The organism is Hymenobacter montanus (assembly GCF_014699115.1).
Taxonomy (GTDB): domain Bacteria; phylum Bacteroidota; class Bacteroidia; order Cytophagales; family Hymenobacteraceae; genus Hymenobacter; species Hymenobacter montanus.
This window is the reverse complement of the sequence record NZ_JACXAD010000018.1, coordinates 104569-120030: the sequence shown is the minus strand read 5'-3', so window position 1 is coordinate 120030 and position 15462 is coordinate 104569. Positions and strand designations below refer to the sequence as shown.

Genomic DNA, 15462 nt, shown 5'->3' with positions numbered 1-15462 from the left:
TGCTGACGCGTGTTCACCAGCCGCCCCGTGTGGTCGTAGCTGAAGAACTCAGCTACTTGCACGGGGGCGTGGTTCGGGCCCTGGTGTACGCTCACTGTCTGCAGAGGCTGGCCCGTGAAATTCAGGCGGGTGGTGACCAGGTCGAGCCCACCCCGCGCGTTGGTGCTTTGCACCTGGATGGGGCGGGCCCGCTCATCGTAGAAGGTGGTCGTCGTCAGCCACGCTCCCGCCTGCGTCCCCTCCACGCCCAGCACCCGGGTCTTGGTGCGGGTCACCAAGCCCGTGGTGCGCAGCACATCCGCCACCGGGGCCGTGGCCGCCGCGAACTGCCCGTCCAGGCTCGGGTTGTAGGCCACGTCGGCCGTGCCCTGGGCGTCCTGGTCGAAGTTATAGTCGTCGTAGTAGGTCACCGTCAGCACCTGTCCGGGGCCGAAACCCTGCCGGCCCAGGCGCGGGAAGGCCTGATCGGTGGTGTAGGCATGAGGATAAGCCGCTGCGCTGGCCGTGCGCTGCTCGTACTGCTGGGCCGCGTCAGGGGTGGCGTCGGCCTGCGCCTGCAGCGTCTCGCGGTCCACTGTCTGGGCGTGGATCACCAGGCCGGTGAGCACGACTCGGCCCAGCGCGTCGTACTTGCTCCAGCTCCACTCCCGCCGCCCCCGCTGGGCCGCGTCCTGGCTCAGCACCGCCCGGTCCAGTTGGTCGTACACCACCCACGTCTCCCCGTCCGTGCCCGGCACCTGCTTGGCGATTTGCCGACCGCGGCCGTCGTAGCGGTAGCGGAACAGGAAGGGGGCAACACTAGCCGGCAGCGGGGCCGGCTGGTTGCCCAGGGCCAGCACGCGCTTAGTAGCCTCGGGCGGCAGCACGTAGCGCTGATGGCCGAAGTCGTCGTAGCCATACGCCGTGCGCAGCCAGCGCGAGCGCAGGCTGGCCCCGCTGCCGGTGCGGGCCCCTTCCACCTGGCGCAGCACCGTTTGTCCGAGCTGATCCTTCCACTCGATCGTGGCGTAGCCCCCGCCCCCGGGCCCGGTCTGCTCGTCGGTGGTTTGCACGCCCCACAACTCCCCCGGAGCGTAATAGCCCTGGTAGCCGGGGTTGCGGTCCTGGGCCTCGTAGCCCGGGACAAAGCGCGGCACCGAGTCCTGGGCCGTGTTCGGCCGCTCCAGCCGCTGCTGAGCGTGGCCGCTGGTCAGCTGCCAGCCCTCGCCGGGCGCCGCTTGGGCTACCACCCGGTTCAGGGGCGAGGGCTCGAATAAGGTTTCGGCATAGGCCACGCCCGTGCGCGCCACCCCCCGGGTGGGGTCGGTGGCCGGCAGCGGGCCCAGCGGGCCGGGCAGGTAGAAGGCTTGCTGCGCGGCCAGGGGCCGGGGGTGATAGCCCTGGGCCGTGGCCTGGGCCGGGTCGGCCGGGTAGGGCAGGTACTGGCGGGGCTCGCGGCCCAGCCCGTCGTAGGCCTGGGGCTGGACCAGGTCCCGCCGCTGGGGCGAGGCCCGGTGCTGCACCGTCTGCACGGGCCGCCCCAGCCCGTCGAGGTACACCGTGCGCATGGCCACCGAGTCCACCGGGGCCCGCGGCACCCGACTCGAGTCGGTCAGCGCCTCGCGCGGGGTCCACGTGCGCACGAAGTTCACGTCGGCCAGGGGCCGGGCCGTCGCGTCGGTGGCGGGCGGGGGCGTAGCCAGCGCCTCGTGCTGGTTGGCGTCGTCAGGGCGGTTGCGGGCCAGCGGGATGTAGGGCAGCAGGTCGGCATAGACCAGCACCGAGTAGAGCTCGGTCGGGGCCAGGGCTCCGTTGGTGAACCAGCGGTTGTGCTCGGCCCGGCGGTAGAAGCCCTGCTCGGCGGCCGTGGCCACTTCCCAGCGCTTGCTAGCCAGCGTATCGCCGGGCATGCTCACCCACTCCCCGGCCACCAGCCGCTGCCACTGGTAGCGGTACACCTGCCGCGCAGCCGAGGGGCCCACGTCCAGCACGAGCGGGCCCCCGGCCTGGTAGCGGGCCGTGTCGACCCGCTCCGGCGCCCGCTGCCAGCGCACGTCGGCGTCGCTCAGCCGCGCCTGCCCCGGGCCTTGATAGAGGCGCTCGAGGCTGGCGAAGTCCAGCCGGTTGTCCTGCACGCCCAGGGTAGCGGCCAGGCCCGTGGCTCCGCCCAGCTCCTCGACCCCGGTCAGCTCGTTGGCCGCCAGCGTGAGCAGGCGCAGGGCCGGGCGGGTAAGCACGGCCGCTGGCAGTGTGCCCGAGAGCCGGTTGCCGTGCAGGGTCAGGTGGAACAGGGTGCTCTGGGCCCCAAGCGTGGCAGGCAGCGGCCCGCTGAGGCGGTTATTGCTCAGGTAGAGATAATTGAGCTGCGTCAATTGCCCCAGCTCGGCCGGCAGGGGCCCGCTGAACTGGTTGTCGCTTTCGTTGGTGATCGCCAGGTTGACCAGGCCCACGAGCGGTCGCAGCGAGCCGGTGAAGCGGTTGTGGGCCAGGTCCAGGTAGTTGAGCCGCGTACACTGGCTCAGGGCGGCGGGCAGGTCTCCGCTGAGTTCGTTATAGGACAGGTTCAGGTTGGCCAGGACCGTGAGCCCGCCCCAGGGCTCGGGCAGCGGGCCGGTGAGCTGGTTGTGGCTCAGCTGCAGCAGCTCCAGCTGGGTGAGCCGGCCCAGGTCGGCCGGCAGGGGCCCGCGCAGGCCGTTGTTATTCAGCACAAGCTGGGTCACGTCGCCCTGGCTGACCATCACTCCGTACCAGGTGGCGGCCTGGGCCAGGGTAGTGCCCGTGAGCCAGTTAGTACGGGTGGTCCACTGCGGGCCGTTAGTGGCGTAATAGAGCTGGCGCAGCACCCGCAGCTCGGTCGTGTCGGCCACCAGGCCCTGGCCTGGCGGCCCAGCCTGGGCCCGCGCCCCCTGGGCCGCGAGCAGCGCCACGAAAACGATCCGCGCCAAGCGCCCACCGGCGCGCAGGAAAGAGGAAAAAAGAGCCATAACGATCAACAAAAGGAGGCGAAAAGGAGAGTAGCCCGCGGGCTTATTGACCGGCGTAGTGGTACTGCTGCTGGGAGAGCACCCGGCCCCGCTCGTCGCGGGCGCGCACGAGCCGGCCCAGCCCGTCGTACTCATAGGTCGTGGTGCGCCCATCGGGTGTCGTTTGTGAGGTCATCCCTACCAATGGGTCGTAAGTGTAGCTGGTCATTTGAGCTTCCACGGGGTGCAGCCGCACTTCATCAACGAGCACTGGCATGGCCGAGGAGGCGTCGAGGGAAAGGCTGCCCAAGGTCGCGAAGCGTAGCCGGAGGCGAAATTGTCGCCAGCCGTTAGGCGTTTCGGCAACCAGGTGTTCTGCCTCAATGGTGCCGTTTTGATAGATGGACGGGCGCTGGGGCGCTCGGGCCCAGAACAACAGCTCGTAGGTGCCCGGCGGCAGTGAATCCCGCGAGATGGCCCGATTGCCGTCCAGCCGGTAAGCCCACTGCCCGGTCCGCCCGCCTGGTACCCGGTGATGGTTCAGCCCTTGCTCCGGATCGTAGCTGAACCTGCCTGGGGCATCCGGCTCAAAGCTGGTAAAAGCGGTCTGTCGCGTTGTGGCCCCCTGGGTTTCGGCCAAGGGCTGAGTTGATTGATAGCCCCACAGGACGCTAGTGGGGCTTCCGTTAACCCTGTGCGCTTGCTGAAGATTTCCCAGGGCATCGTATTGGTCGAAGACGGTCTCCGGCGTTAACCGGGGATCGTATGAAAAGAGCCCGTTGTGGATGTCCGACCGTAAATAGGTACTGGAAGAAATGGGGGACGTTGTCTGCAATTGGAGCGTTGCTTTGGGCAAGAACTGCGCGTTAAACGTCGTCAGGGTAGCCTTGACAAGCGTTGTATCGCTCCCGTTAATCCTCCACATCTGTTCCTCCAACGGCAGTAGTGCATGCCGGCGACGCAGCAGGCGCAGCACGCTAGCCATTTGGTTGCCGGAGTTTGCGCTCAATGTATCATAGTCAAAAGTGTAGCGATGGCGAAGCAGCGTACTCTGGCCCGCCCCCGTTATAGTTTCTACTGCCGTGGAATGAGGAAATGCGGGGTTGCCGTACTGGTAGCGGGTGGTGTTGACATGCGCGGCCCCGGTGTTGTCGAAAGAGCGTTTTTCACTTTGGGCCAGGAGCAGGCCACCGGTTTCGTAACGAATATGATTTCGCGCAAAACAATCCAGTGGTGCCGAAACCTCGTTGTGACGGGAGTAGCCGATCTTCCATCCCTCCAGGCTGAGCAGGGCAATGTTCGCGCTAAGGCTATTCCTAGAATAGGTATTAACAGTTTGCGTAACCGGGGCATACTGTCCGTCTGTGTATTTGTAGTGCGTTTCCCGCAACAGCAAGCCGCGCTGGTAGTCGTGGCTAGTGCGGGACGCGTACGGAAAACCGCTGCTGCCTTCATCGGGGTATTCATAAGCCGACGTAAAGGTGTAAACAGACTTACCCGGATTAGAATCATCGACATTAGTCACGGTTACTTCCCGGTATCCCACGAAAGCTCCCTGCGTCATGCCCGGTTGAGTGAGGCTGGCCGTCGAATATACTTTGATGTATTGGATAATAAAAGACCCTGGACTACCGTTCCCGCCCGTACCGCCCCCGCCCGTGTCATCGCACATTCCTGGGATATCGTGCTGAAAGTTGTAGTAATACGTCGGTAGCGGGCTAACCAAGCACCCGCTTGAACGGGCCGGGTCGGCGGCCATCGTATAGGAAAAAATGCGGCTCATCTCCCTAGCGGGTTGGCCGGTGGGGTTGTCGGTGATGCGCTTGATGCGAAGTCCGCCCGCTGGCAAGTTGGGAGAAGTCCCAATACTGTCGCGATACGTTACGGAAATGTAAGCACTGCCAGCAATCTCGGGCGGTGCGACACTTGCCTCCAGGGTATAAAGCCCCGGCTCCACGTCATAATACTGGGTGTAAGTGCACCCAGAAGCGTTGCAGTTACGCCCAGTAACATACCTACTAATAAACGGGCCAAATCGCGTAGCCGAGTTGGGACCTTGCAACGTAAGCCGCGGCCCTTGTTCGGTCCCGTCCTGGTCGGTAAAGAACGGACTGTGACTACCCCAATCTACGCGAATGCGCTGCCGCGCCGGAATACGAAAAGTTCTTGTCCCCCCCGTGCCCGGGCAGGAAATAGTATTTCCTGGCGCCTGATACCGGCATGTCGTTGATAAACCGACGGAGTGTGAAGGGCCCAGTACAACCTGGGAAGGCAACGAGCGGCCTTCTTCAAATCCGTACTCGTTTAATTCGTATTCAAACGTGGTGTATCCCATTGTCGGGTACACCATTCTCGTTAGGGCCCATTTCCGGCAGGCTGCCAGGTTTGGGGCACGGTCCCCCGGCATTAGCGTAAATGCGGGCGTTCCGATCACGGGAACATACCGCTCTGGCAGCAGTGAGGTGTTATTAGCCCCGTTGCAAAAGCCCCAATAGTCGATGGCATAAGGATTGAGATCTGCCGAAAACACCTCATTTTGGGGAGTAACTTCATATTGTGAAGTAAAAGAATCGTAATAGAACCGATACGGCGGCTTGCCTGGCTGGCCACCCACCGCCAATTCTTGCACTTGCGTCAATAAGAGCTGGTGAAATGAGTTAGAATTCTGCGCGTAGGCAAAGCGAAAGCGCTTGATGAGATGGCCCTGAAAGTCCTGCACGCGAACGGAATCCAGCTTCGTTCCATTAGCCAACCGCTCCGATGCGAAAAAGAGTGCCTGCCCTCCCGCCCACGTAATGCTCTGGACGGTCTTAGGCGCAATGCTGACGCTTGAGTTACTCGTTCCGTGGCTTACACTTATGGGCAAGATACCGGCGCACATTGTGCTTATTTCGGACAGCTCTTCTGTGCTCGAATTTTGGTTAATGCTAGGTCCGCTGCTATAGGTAAGCCTCACGCTTGCGCCATGTAATGGCACAATGCGCGTCAAGTGCCAACTGGAAACGTAGCTATCTGATTCGCCCGGAGTGGTTACTTCCGCTTCCTCGAAAAGATATTGGGTGCCGTCCTCGGTCGTCACTTTAAAAGGGGTGAGGGCCCCCCATGAAGTTACCTGACCTCCTTCGATGCGAAGCGCGCGATAAGGCATTAGCACTTTACGGCCTACGGTGTCGATGACAAAAGAACCGGAGTAGCCAGCAAAGTTGTAGGAGAACACGTCGGGCTCTAAGTCATAGGTACCAGCAGCACACTGTTCGAACAGCAGGTGCTTGCCCGGCCCCGGCTGGCAAGGTAAGGCCCCAATGCCTCTCGCTTGCCTTGCTATGTTCCAATAGCCTGTATGATCTTCGTCGGGGCGTCCATGCACCGTTCGGCTAATCGTGCCCCCAACGGCGAGGCTCCAGCCAATACCTGCCCACCCACCCGGGTCATGTCCGCGCAATCCCGAAGCGTGGTAACTGAGGGCAATCGGTAGACTTATGGAGCCAGACTGTATTTTATACAGCGGAACTGACACATCGGGCAACCCCGTGTAGTAGCTCACAGGCACACTGCCGGCTCGTTCCAGCGCGGCCACCGTCGGACTAGGGGGAGTGACGGATAGTTTTCCGGCCACGGGTGGGCTACCGCTCTGCTGAGCCAGGGCGGTCAATTGCCCACTAAGCAGTATCAGAATGAAAAAGAGCCCCCTTGCAACAAGGCTTTTTACATGGTGCTTCAGGTACAAGTTAGAATTCATAGCAGGCGAATTATATGTTTTCAGGAAGCAAAGGCAATGCAGCTGTCGATGGCTCAACTTGAGCTACTTACCTGATGCAGACGTGCAGCGCCCGCATTGCCTTCTGCGAATACTGCATTACGATGTGCCTTTAAGAGAAGAAGAGACAGGACTACTGCCTTGAAAGCGCAACAGAAATTAGGCTGGGCCAGAAACTGGCGCACCGCCATGCAAAAGCAGGTGTAATTCCAGCACCTTCCACCCGAGAAGTATCGGGAACCACCCGTCGCCTCAAGGCGGCAGGGAAACGCCACGGAAACAGCAAATAGCAACCCGATCAATAGCATGACTAGTCACGTATCTGAGCGGAGAAATACTGCCCCGAGCGGAAACCTGGATTAGTAATCGCAAGATAAGAGACAGTTAATATTGTATCAAAATAATTTAAATAATTAAAGCCAAAGTTTTATAAAGACAGACTTTATTAGACTGGGAATGAATGTTATAATTTCAGATAAAATTTATCTTACGCCTTTAGCCCGCACTCAACCAGCAAGATGTTTTTCATTACGACTCTTTTTCGCTTCAATTGCTTCGATGGTTCTCTCGCCACCACTCAGCAGGTACTGGAGAACTCATCCACCCACTCTGCCAAGTAGGCCGCGCATCAAGCTGAGGGCGAAGCCGGTGGCTTGCCCGTAGCAGTACCTGAATCAGGTAAGCAGGATGCTTCGCTCATTATGGTATTTCAATGGCAAACAAGAGGAGAAGGCTGAGATAGTTGGGAAACACTGATAGCCCCGGAGCGGAATTTACGCTTAAATTATCCCCAGAGCGTATTTTCTCGATGTTCTTGTGCCACAATTACAGAGGTATAAAACCAACAAACCGGCGGATAAACTGCTATAAGTCATTACCAAAATAATTTGAGGCGTCTGGCCCCGATCCGCGTAAAGGCTGAGGACGAATTAAGCGCCGACTGCACGAGGAAATACCCCGTAAATTGCTATCGCAGACTTGCTCGTTTGCTTTACCTTCGATTCCAGGCCGCTGTTACCTACCGTGCAACCCATTTCTTCGCCCCCTGACCAGGTTTCGCTTACTCCGCTGCCCCGCCGTTCGGGCACGCGCACGCGCCGGGTGCGGGGCATTATCTTTCTAAAAGATGTGGCGCTGCTGGCTCTCACGGCATTTGGTGGGCCACAAGCGCATCTGGCGCTGATGTTCCGGCTCCTGGTCGACAAGCGCCGCTACATTAGCACCGCCGAGCTGCTGGAGCTGCAAGCGCTGTGCGCCCTGCTGCCGGGGCCTACCTCTACCCAAACCATTACGGTTATTGGCTTTCGGTTGGGCGGGCCCAACCTGGCCTACCTCACCCTGCTGGTTTGGATAACACCGGCCGTAACGCTAATGACCCTGGCTGGCCTCACCCTTAGCCACCTCGACCCCGTCCGGGTAAGCGGGCTGGTGCAGTTTGTGCAACCCGTGGCGGTGGGGTTCGTGGCGTTTTCGGCCTACCGCATCGCTCAAAAAGTTATCCACACTAAAACCTCCGTGGCCCTGATGGTGGCCGCCGCCATGCTGGCGTATTTTTTTCAGCTGCCCTGGATGCTGCCGCTGCTACTGCTGGCCGGGGGCGCCGTTACGACGGTGCGCTACCGCCGGCACGCCATCATTCAGGAGAAAAAGCCGCTGCGCATCGAGTGGTCCAACTTCTTGCTGTGGCTGGGCATCCTGGTAGGAGCGGCCGCGCTAGGGCACTATACGCAGCTGTTGCCGGTGCGGCTGTTCGAGAATTTCTACCGGAACGGCTCGCTCGTATTCGGGGGTGGGCAGGTACTGGCCCCCCTACTCTACGCCGAGTTCGTGGAGTTCAAGCACTACGTCACCGGGCCGGAGTTCCTATCCGGGCTAGGGCTGGTGCAAGCCATGCCGGGGCCAAATTTTTCCGTTGCAGCCTACATTGGCGCGCTGGCCATGCGGCCGGCGGGCGGCACCAGCCTGCAGGTGGTGGGTGCCCTGGTCGGGGCGGCGGGCATCTTTCTACCGGGCACCTTCCTGATATTCTTCGCGATTCGGTTCTGGGACCGGCTGCGGCAGTATCGGGTGGTACAAGCTTCTTTGGAGGGCATCAACGCGGTGAGCGCCGGGCTGGTGTGCGCCGCCACCTTCCTGCTCTACCATCCACTGCCTTACCGCCTGCTCGATTTGCCCTTTCACCTGGGGCCTATCAATACCCTGCCCCTGAACCCGCTGCTGGTGGGCTCTACGTTTTTGTTGCTGCTCTGGGAAAAAGTGCCCTCGGTAGTCATCATCAGCATTGCGCTGGCGGCGGGAGCCTTGCTGGGGTGAGGCGGAGCGCAGTCGAGGCAGCGATTGTGAGGGCGGAAATAGGCCGTTCCCTCCCGGAGCCGAGGAGGTGGCTGGCTACTTGTAATAACTACCTCCGGGTCCGTTTTTTAGCAGCTGTTGGCATTAGCTGCTTCGACGGTTGCTGCGTTAGCACGGAGAAAGATAGAACTCAGAACCTAGAGCTCAGAACACGCTTTTTTAACTCCAAGCCGGCTCCGTGCTTCGGTCTAAGTTCTCCGCTCTAGGTTCTAAGTTCTAAAAGCGAACGAAAACGGCTGCCTAGCCTTGCGCGCTGTCGGCTTGCCGGGCCAGATAGGCCGTGCGGGCCTCGGATAGCTGCGCCACCAGGGCCGCCCGTTGCCGCAACAGCTCCTGGCCCAGGGCCGGATCCCGCCGAAACAGGCGCAGGGCGCGCAGCCGTTCGAGACGGGCGGCCAGGGTGTTCCAGTAGCTCAGGGCGTAAAACCCGGCAAAGGGCAGGCTGAGCACGTAGAGGGCGGTCAGGCGCCAGTCGTGGGTGAGCCAGTGTTGCACCACCGCGGCCTGTAGCGTGTAGGCCAGCGGGAAGGTTAGTATGCCCACTACCAGCATAATGGGCGCCACAAACTCTACGTCCTTGGTGGCCCGCTGGGCTACCAGCGAGGGCAGAATGTAGGGCAGATAGTTGTTGAGCACGCCGTAGACCCACAGGGGTACGCCCAGCACCAGGTTGAGCAGGCCCGCGATGCTGCCACGCCGCTGCCCGTCCAGGGCTTGGTCGGTGAGGTTATAGCGGCGCAACGCTTCCAGATAGGCTTGAAACTGCAGGCGCATGGCCACCAGCTGAGCGGGTAAATGTTGCTCGAACCACGCCAGGGCCTGAAGCAGCGTTTGGCTTAGCTGGAAGTTATCGTAAAGGGTTTCCGGGTCGTCGTCGGGGTTGAGGTGGTCGCCAAAGGTTCGCTCAACCTGCTGCACGAAGGCGTCTTCGGCCGCGTCGCGCGTGATGACGAGGCGGTGCTCCAGGGCTTCCCGAATGGCGTTGGTGAGCTGGTCAGCCGCGTCGTTGGGGTCGGCGGCGTAGCGCTCGGCGTAGTCGGCTACCACGATGGGTGGGGCCACGATCAGCAGCACATCCGAGCGAAAGCGTGAGGGGTCGAAGTAATTCGTGGCGACGGGCACCACTTTCAGCCCTAGCCGGAACTGGTGCCGGGCTTCGGCCCCCAGGGCAATGCGGGCCGCACCGGTCTTGAGGGGCCGCAGCCGGCGCTCGCTCACGCTGGTACCCTCCGGAAAAATCATGATGCTGCCGCCCCGGCCCAGGTAGTCGTAGCAACGGCCGAAAGAAGCTTCGTTTTGGGCCGCGAGTTGAGCCGGGTCGGCCGGGGCCGCGCCAATTTCAGCGTCCTGCCGCCGGTAGATGGGAATTGAATTGCCCGATTCCATAATGGCCCGGACCAGGGGGTTGGTAAAAAACGTGCTCTTGGCCAGAAACGCTACCGGCTGGTGGCGGTTGCTGGCCACCAGCAACGGGTCCATCAGCGTGTTGGGGTGGTTGCCGGCGAACAGCAGCGGGCCGGGCAACGACAAGCGCTCGCGGTGCCGAATTTCGATGCGCCGAAAAAACACCCGCAGAGCGACTTGCACCAAAGGCTTAACAACGATGTAAAAGAGCATGGGCCGAGAGGTATTAGGTCCGCTAAGGTAGGGACGCAGCCAGTGCGGCCGTATCAGCGGCCCGCCCTAAAAGTAATTGCCGCTAAACCCGGAGGTGGAGCGGCAATTAGCCGGGGCAACGGCGCTACTTATTTCGCCGGGCTTTCCGCTCGGCACCTGGGGGCTTAGCCCGTCTCGGTTGCCTGCCCCCGCAATTGAAGTAGCTGCTCGACGGGAAGGGCAAATTCCTGGGCAATCAGTAGGCAATCAGTAGGCAATCAGCGTAGGAGGGATGAAGCGACCGGTTTCGATGGTATTGATTGTCTTGCGGGATACGTCAATACGGTAAGCCAGGTCGGCCTGGGAAAGGTTGCGTTTGGCTCTTTCCACGTTGATACGTACCCCAGGCAGCCCTCTGCTGGTAGTGGTGATTCGGGTCGGCGATATGCGGCCTACCCGATTATTTCTTGCGCTTGGCTCTGGCTTTGGCCTTCTCCTCTTCGCGCTTGGCTTTAGCTTTGGCTTTTCGCTCAGCCTCTTCCGCCATCTTCTTGCGCTTGCCTGGGTATTTTAAGTCGAAGGTCTTGATTTTTAGCAGGCTGTCGGCTTCCGCGATGGCCGTGCGGGTGGTAACGCGGCCGGTAAGCGACGCCACGTCGCCTTCGTTCATTTGAGTAGTGGTACCATCGGGGGCCGTCACCAGCCCCGTTGGGGTGATGGTGGTACCATTAATCAGCTTTTTGTCGGCAGTGAGGGGGTTGGTGATGCCCATCTCGGTTAGCATGACCCGGCCTTTTTCCATGATCAAGCCGTCCTTGAGCCCTGTACCAGTGGCCGCTTGACGAGGCTTCGGAGCCACGCTGCCGGCCCGGCGCGCCGGAACCCGCGTCTGCGCTTGCGCCGTGACAGCGCCCAGCAGGGTCACGGTCAGAATACCGTTAAGAAGAATGCGGATTTTCATGGAATAGTCAAAAGTTAAATAGTTAAAATTAGCCCGAAAAGCTATCCCGGCATAAATTGCCAGCTCCGCGACATTGTTTAGTACCACAATGCCGGTGTGGTGGCAAATTCAGGGCCGAAAATACAAAAGCTCGGGAGACTAACTTTCCAATCGGGCTTGCGTTCAATAAAACACGCCAGTCTCCAGTGGCAGAACCCGGCTTTGGGGTGGCCCGTTCCGCGCGACCTACCTTTCAGGTTCCAGCCATCTCCAACGGCTTGGTCACCAATCAGCCGCTGGGGGAGCGGCATACCCAGCCGGGAGAGTTACGAACTCCGTTATCGTTACTCACCGGCCTATCCGCTGGCGAGCGTACTTGCTTTCTAGAACTTAAACTCAACATCTGCAAAGTGGACTACAAAGACTATTATAAGGCGTTGGGCGTAGATAAGACGGCTACCGCCGAGCAAATCAAAAAAGCGTACCGGAAGCTGGCCCGTCAGCACCACCCCGATGTTAACCCGAACGATAAGAGCGCGGAGCAGAAATTCAAGGAGATAAACGAAGCTCACGAGGTACTCAGCGACCCCGAGAAGCGTAAGAAGTACGACCAGTTCGGGGCCGACTGGCAGCGCTACCAGCAACAGCCCGGTGCCGCGGGCCGCGGCGGCCAGCCCGGCGGGGGCTTCGACTGGGACCAGTACCGGCCGAGCGGGGGCGGCTTTGCCGAAGGCAGTCCGTTCGGCCAGGGCGAGGACTTCTCCGATTTCTTCAGCTCGCTGTTTGGCAACATGGGCGGGGGGCGGCCGGGCAGCAGCCGGCCCGGGGCGGGGGCCGACTACCAGGCCGAGCTGGAGCTGAGTCTGGAAGAGGCCTACCACGGGGGCCCGCGCACGATCACCGTGAATGGCAAAAACCTGCGCCTGACCATTCAGCCCGGGGTGGCCGACGGGCAAACCATCCGCTTGCGCGACCAGGGCGGGCCGGGGCGCAACGGTGGGCCGAACGGCTCGCTGCTCATCACCTTCCGGATCCGGCCCGATGCCCGCTACGCCCGCACCGGCGACGACCTGACTCAGGACGTGCCCGTGAGCATCTACAAGGCGTTGCTGGGGGGCGAGCACACCGTGGAAACCCTTAGCGGACCCGTCAAAATCAAGCTCAAGCCCGAAACCCAGAACGGCACCCGGGTGCGGCTGCGGGGCAAAGGCTTTCCCGTGTACAAGCAGCCCGGCCAGTTCGGCGACCTGTACTTGCGCCTGAACCTAACGCTGCCCCAGCATCTTACCGAACAGGAAAAAGAATTAATTCGGCAGTTGGCCGCCCTCCGCCCGGGGCTTGAGTAGCCGCCCGCCGTCAGCCCGCAGCTATTCCGCAACCCGGGCGCAATAGTCGGGAAACTGACCACGCTTGTCAGAACCACGTTTTAATACCTTGACTACCATGGAAACGCACGTTCTTACTCTTACTTTCCAGGAATGTTCCGCTCGCTACGGCCTCGCCCCCACCGCCGTGCACGAGTTCCTGCAGGCCGGCTTGCTGCGCCCGGCCCCCGCGCCCGAAACCGTCATCGTGGACGAGCCCGACGACCTGCCCCGCCTGGCTCGCCTTCACCAGGAGCTGGACCTTCCCGCCGAAGCGCTCGAGGTCATTCTGACCATGCGCCGACGGCTGGTGCAGCTGCAAGCCACGCTGGCCTACGAAACGGCCCGCGCCCGCCAGTTGGAGGATTTTCTGCATGGTGGCGGCCCCTTGTTGGAATTTACCTCGTGAGGCTGGCTCAGCCAACTACAGCTTACGCTACCATCAAGGCCAGTAGCAGGCCCGCCAGGGTGGCGCCAAGCTTGGGCCAGTTTAGGCGGTGCTCAGGGCTGGTTTCGAACAGGATGGTGGTGGACACATGCAGGAAATTGCCGGCTACCAACCCCAGCAGGGCCGCGTAGAACCCGTCGCGCAGCAGCTCTGCCAGCACCACGTAGTTGCTAACGACAATACCCACCGGCGAAGCCAGCGCGAACACCAGCAGCCAGGGCCACACCCGGCTAAAGCGGCCGAGCCGTAGGCGGAGCAGCGTTGCCAGCGCAAAAGCGGCCGGCACGTGGTGCAGGGCTACTCCCACCACGATGGCGTAAAAATTCTGGCTCATCTGCCCCACGGCCGGGGTCCGGACCAGAATGCTGCCTTCCAGCAGGGAATGAACCACTAGCGCCGCCAGCAGCAGAAAGGGTACGCGGCCCACCGGAGCGTTGGGGCCGTGGGCGGCCTCGTGGTGCACGTGCCCGTGCTCCACACCCTGCGAAAGCACTTCGAGCAGGAGCTGCCCAAAAAAACCGGCCAACACCCAATACCCCACCCGCTCGGGGTGGTTGGGCAGCAGCTGCAGGGCTTCGGGCAGAATGTGCGTGATAGTGAGCGTAAACAGATACGCCCCGCTGAAAGCCAGCAGAGGCTTCAGCAACTGGCTGCCCCGGGCCACCGACACCCGGGCGGCCGCGGCCCCCGCCCCCAGTACCGTGAGCAGCAGTAGAAAAATAGCAAAACCCATGAGAAAAAATGAAGAACGAAGCAGGCGAAACGAAGCACCAAGCAATCAGCCGCCCGGCCAACTTCTTGGTGCTTCGTTTCGCCTGCTTCCTTCAATAAGCTGCCGCTTAAACCAGCCCGCGGCAGTACCACCGGCTTAGCGCTGAATCTGGTGGCCGTTCGCGGCCGTATCGGCCTGGGTTGATTTGCCGGCGTCGTTCAGTTGGCCACGCTTGCGCATGCCTTCCTCGGCGTTGGCCGTAATGGCCGACTCCGCCGAAGGGGCGGGCCGCTCGTCCAGGTCGGCCGCCGAGCTAACCGGCTTGGTGATGGCTCCGCCTTTGGCCTGGTTGGGGGCGTAAGCCGTGTTCTGGTCGAAATTGTCGCTGGGGCGGGTGCCGGGCGCAACCATGTCGAGCGACACTTTATCGTCGGGGCGCCAGTCGGAAGGCTCGCTGCTGCAGGAAGTTAGCGCCAGCGCGGCCGCGGCAACGGCCAGGAGCAAAGGGTGGGTCAATTTCATCAGAATGTGAGTTAGCGGGAAAATAAAATTCAACGAGCGGCGGCCTCAACGGCGCCCAGCCGGCGGGGCAATCTAACCCAACGACCGACTGCTTAATACCGACTACCGGGCTAAACCGTTGTCGCCCCGGCCTCGGCCGGCAACAGGCTTTTGCGGCGGAGCAGGGCCTCAAACAGCTTCAAGTCGTTGGGCGAATTGAAGATGCGCACGGGCAAATGTAAAAACACCGGCACGTCGAACGTGCGGGCCATCCACTGGCGCCACGAGGCCATGCCCTCGGGCGGCGTGCCGGGTTTTAGGTACAGCAAATAGGCGTCGGCATCGCGGCGGGCGCGGGCAATCATATCCCAGGTCAGCTGCATGGCCTTTTCGGGCCCCACGCGCAAGAGCAGCTGCTTATTGTCCATCTCAAAGCTCATACGCTCGAACAGGGGCTTGCTCTGCTCCATTTGCGTCACGCCCGTTACCTGGGCCGAGCGAAACAGGACGAACAGCACCGTGAGCACCACGGCCAGCACCAGCCACCACCACGAATGCACGAAGACGGCCGGCAGCAGCCCCAGGGCAAACGGAATCAGGGCGTACTTCCAATCCTTCTTCCACACTTCGGCCATGGCCAGCCGGGTGTAGGTATTGGTGTCGAACTGGGTTTTCTTGGTGCGAATGGCCAGCGGCGACGCCTGCTGTGCCTGGCGGAATCCGCCGCCGCCGCCACGTTGGTTGGGTTGGTTCACGGTAATAGTGTGAAAATGTGATGATGTGTTGAAATGTGAAAATGAGCCGGCTGGCTACCTGGATGTATAAAGCAGGCGCTTACGAAACACCACAT

11 protein-coding genes are annotated in these 15462 nt (G+C 61.4%); 3 read left to right on the top strand and 8 right to left on the bottom strand.

Annotated features, from left to right (window positions below):
• Together IC235_RS15755 and IC235_RS15750 are read right to left on the bottom strand one after the other, a co-directional pair.
• The coding region (locus tag IC235_RS15755; RefSeq protein ID WP_223847341.1) for a DUF6443 domain-containing protein at positions 1-2963 on the bottom strand (2963 nt) is incomplete at its 3' end.
• Positions 2964-3006: 43 nt separating this feature from the next.
• Positions 3007-6681, bottom strand: a complete 3675-nt coding sequence (locus IC235_RS15750) for an RHS repeat domain-containing protein (RefSeq protein ID WP_223847340.1) — start codon at positions 6679-6681, stop codon at positions 3007-3009.
• Positions 6682-7767: 1086 nt separating this feature from the next.
• Between IC235_RS15750 and chrA the strand changes: the two genes are divergently transcribed.
• A complete protein-coding gene (gene chrA / locus IC235_RS15745) occupies positions 7768-9012 on the top strand; it encodes a chromate efflux transporter (RefSeq protein ID WP_191006152.1) in 1245 nt (414 codons plus the stop codon).
• A 279-nt stretch (positions 9013-9291) separates the two neighbouring features.
• On the opposite strand, the gene IC235_RS15740 is transcribed toward chrA, so the two are convergent.
• From IC235_RS15740 to IC235_RS15730, 3 genes are all read right to left on the bottom strand, one after another.
• On the bottom strand, positions 9292-10668 hold the full coding sequence (locus IC235_RS15740; RefSeq protein WP_191006148.1) for a lysophospholipid acyltransferase family protein: 1377 nt from the start codon (positions 10666-10668) through the stop codon (positions 9292-9294).
• Positions 10669-10914: 246 nt separating this feature from the next.
• Positions 10915-11037, bottom strand: coding sequence for a helix-turn-helix transcriptional regulator (locus IC235_RS22510; protein WP_317173593.1), 123 nt, complete (start codon positions 11035-11037; stop codon positions 10915-10917).
• 70 nt (positions 11038-11107) lie between these two features.
• The gene (locus tag IC235_RS15730) at positions 11108-11608 is read right to left on the bottom strand and encodes a DUF6799 domain-containing protein (RefSeq protein ID WP_191006147.1); all 501 of its coding nucleotides are present in this window, start codon (positions 11606-11608) and stop codon (positions 11108-11110) included.
• Positions 11609-11997: 389 nt separating this feature from the next.
• On the opposite strand from IC235_RS15730, the gene IC235_RS15725 reads away from it, so the two are divergent.
• Together IC235_RS15725 and IC235_RS15720 are read left to right on the top strand one after the other, a co-directional pair.
• Positions 11998-12933, top strand: a complete 936-nt coding sequence (locus tag IC235_RS15725) for a DnaJ C-terminal domain-containing protein (RefSeq protein WP_191006146.1) — start codon at positions 11998-12000, stop codon at positions 12931-12933.
• A gap of 97 nt (positions 12934-13030) precedes the next feature.
• Entirely contained in the window at positions 13031-13360 is a 330-nt protein-coding gene (locus tag IC235_RS15720) for a chaperone modulator CbpM (protein ID WP_191006145.1), read from the top strand.
• 22 nt (positions 13361-13382) lie between these two features.
• Here the strand turns inward: IC235_RS15720 and IC235_RS15715 are convergent, their stop codons facing one another.
• The 3 genes from IC235_RS15715 to IC235_RS15705 form a co-directional block, all read right to left on the bottom strand.
• The gene (locus IC235_RS15715; RefSeq protein WP_191006144.1) at positions 13383-14132 is read right to left on the bottom strand and encodes a ZIP family metal transporter; all 750 of its coding nucleotides are present in this window, start codon (positions 14130-14132) and stop codon (positions 13383-13385) included.
• Positions 14133-14267: 135 nt separating this feature from the next.
• A complete protein-coding gene (locus tag IC235_RS15710; protein ID WP_191006143.1) occupies positions 14268-14633 on the bottom strand; it encodes a hypothetical protein in 366 nt (121 codons plus the stop codon).
• 110 nt (positions 14634-14743) lie between these two features.
• Entirely contained in the window at positions 14744-15367 is a 624-nt protein-coding gene (locus IC235_RS15705) for a YcxB family protein (RefSeq protein ID WP_191006142.1), read from the bottom strand.
• Positions 15368-15462 lie beyond the last annotated feature (95 nt).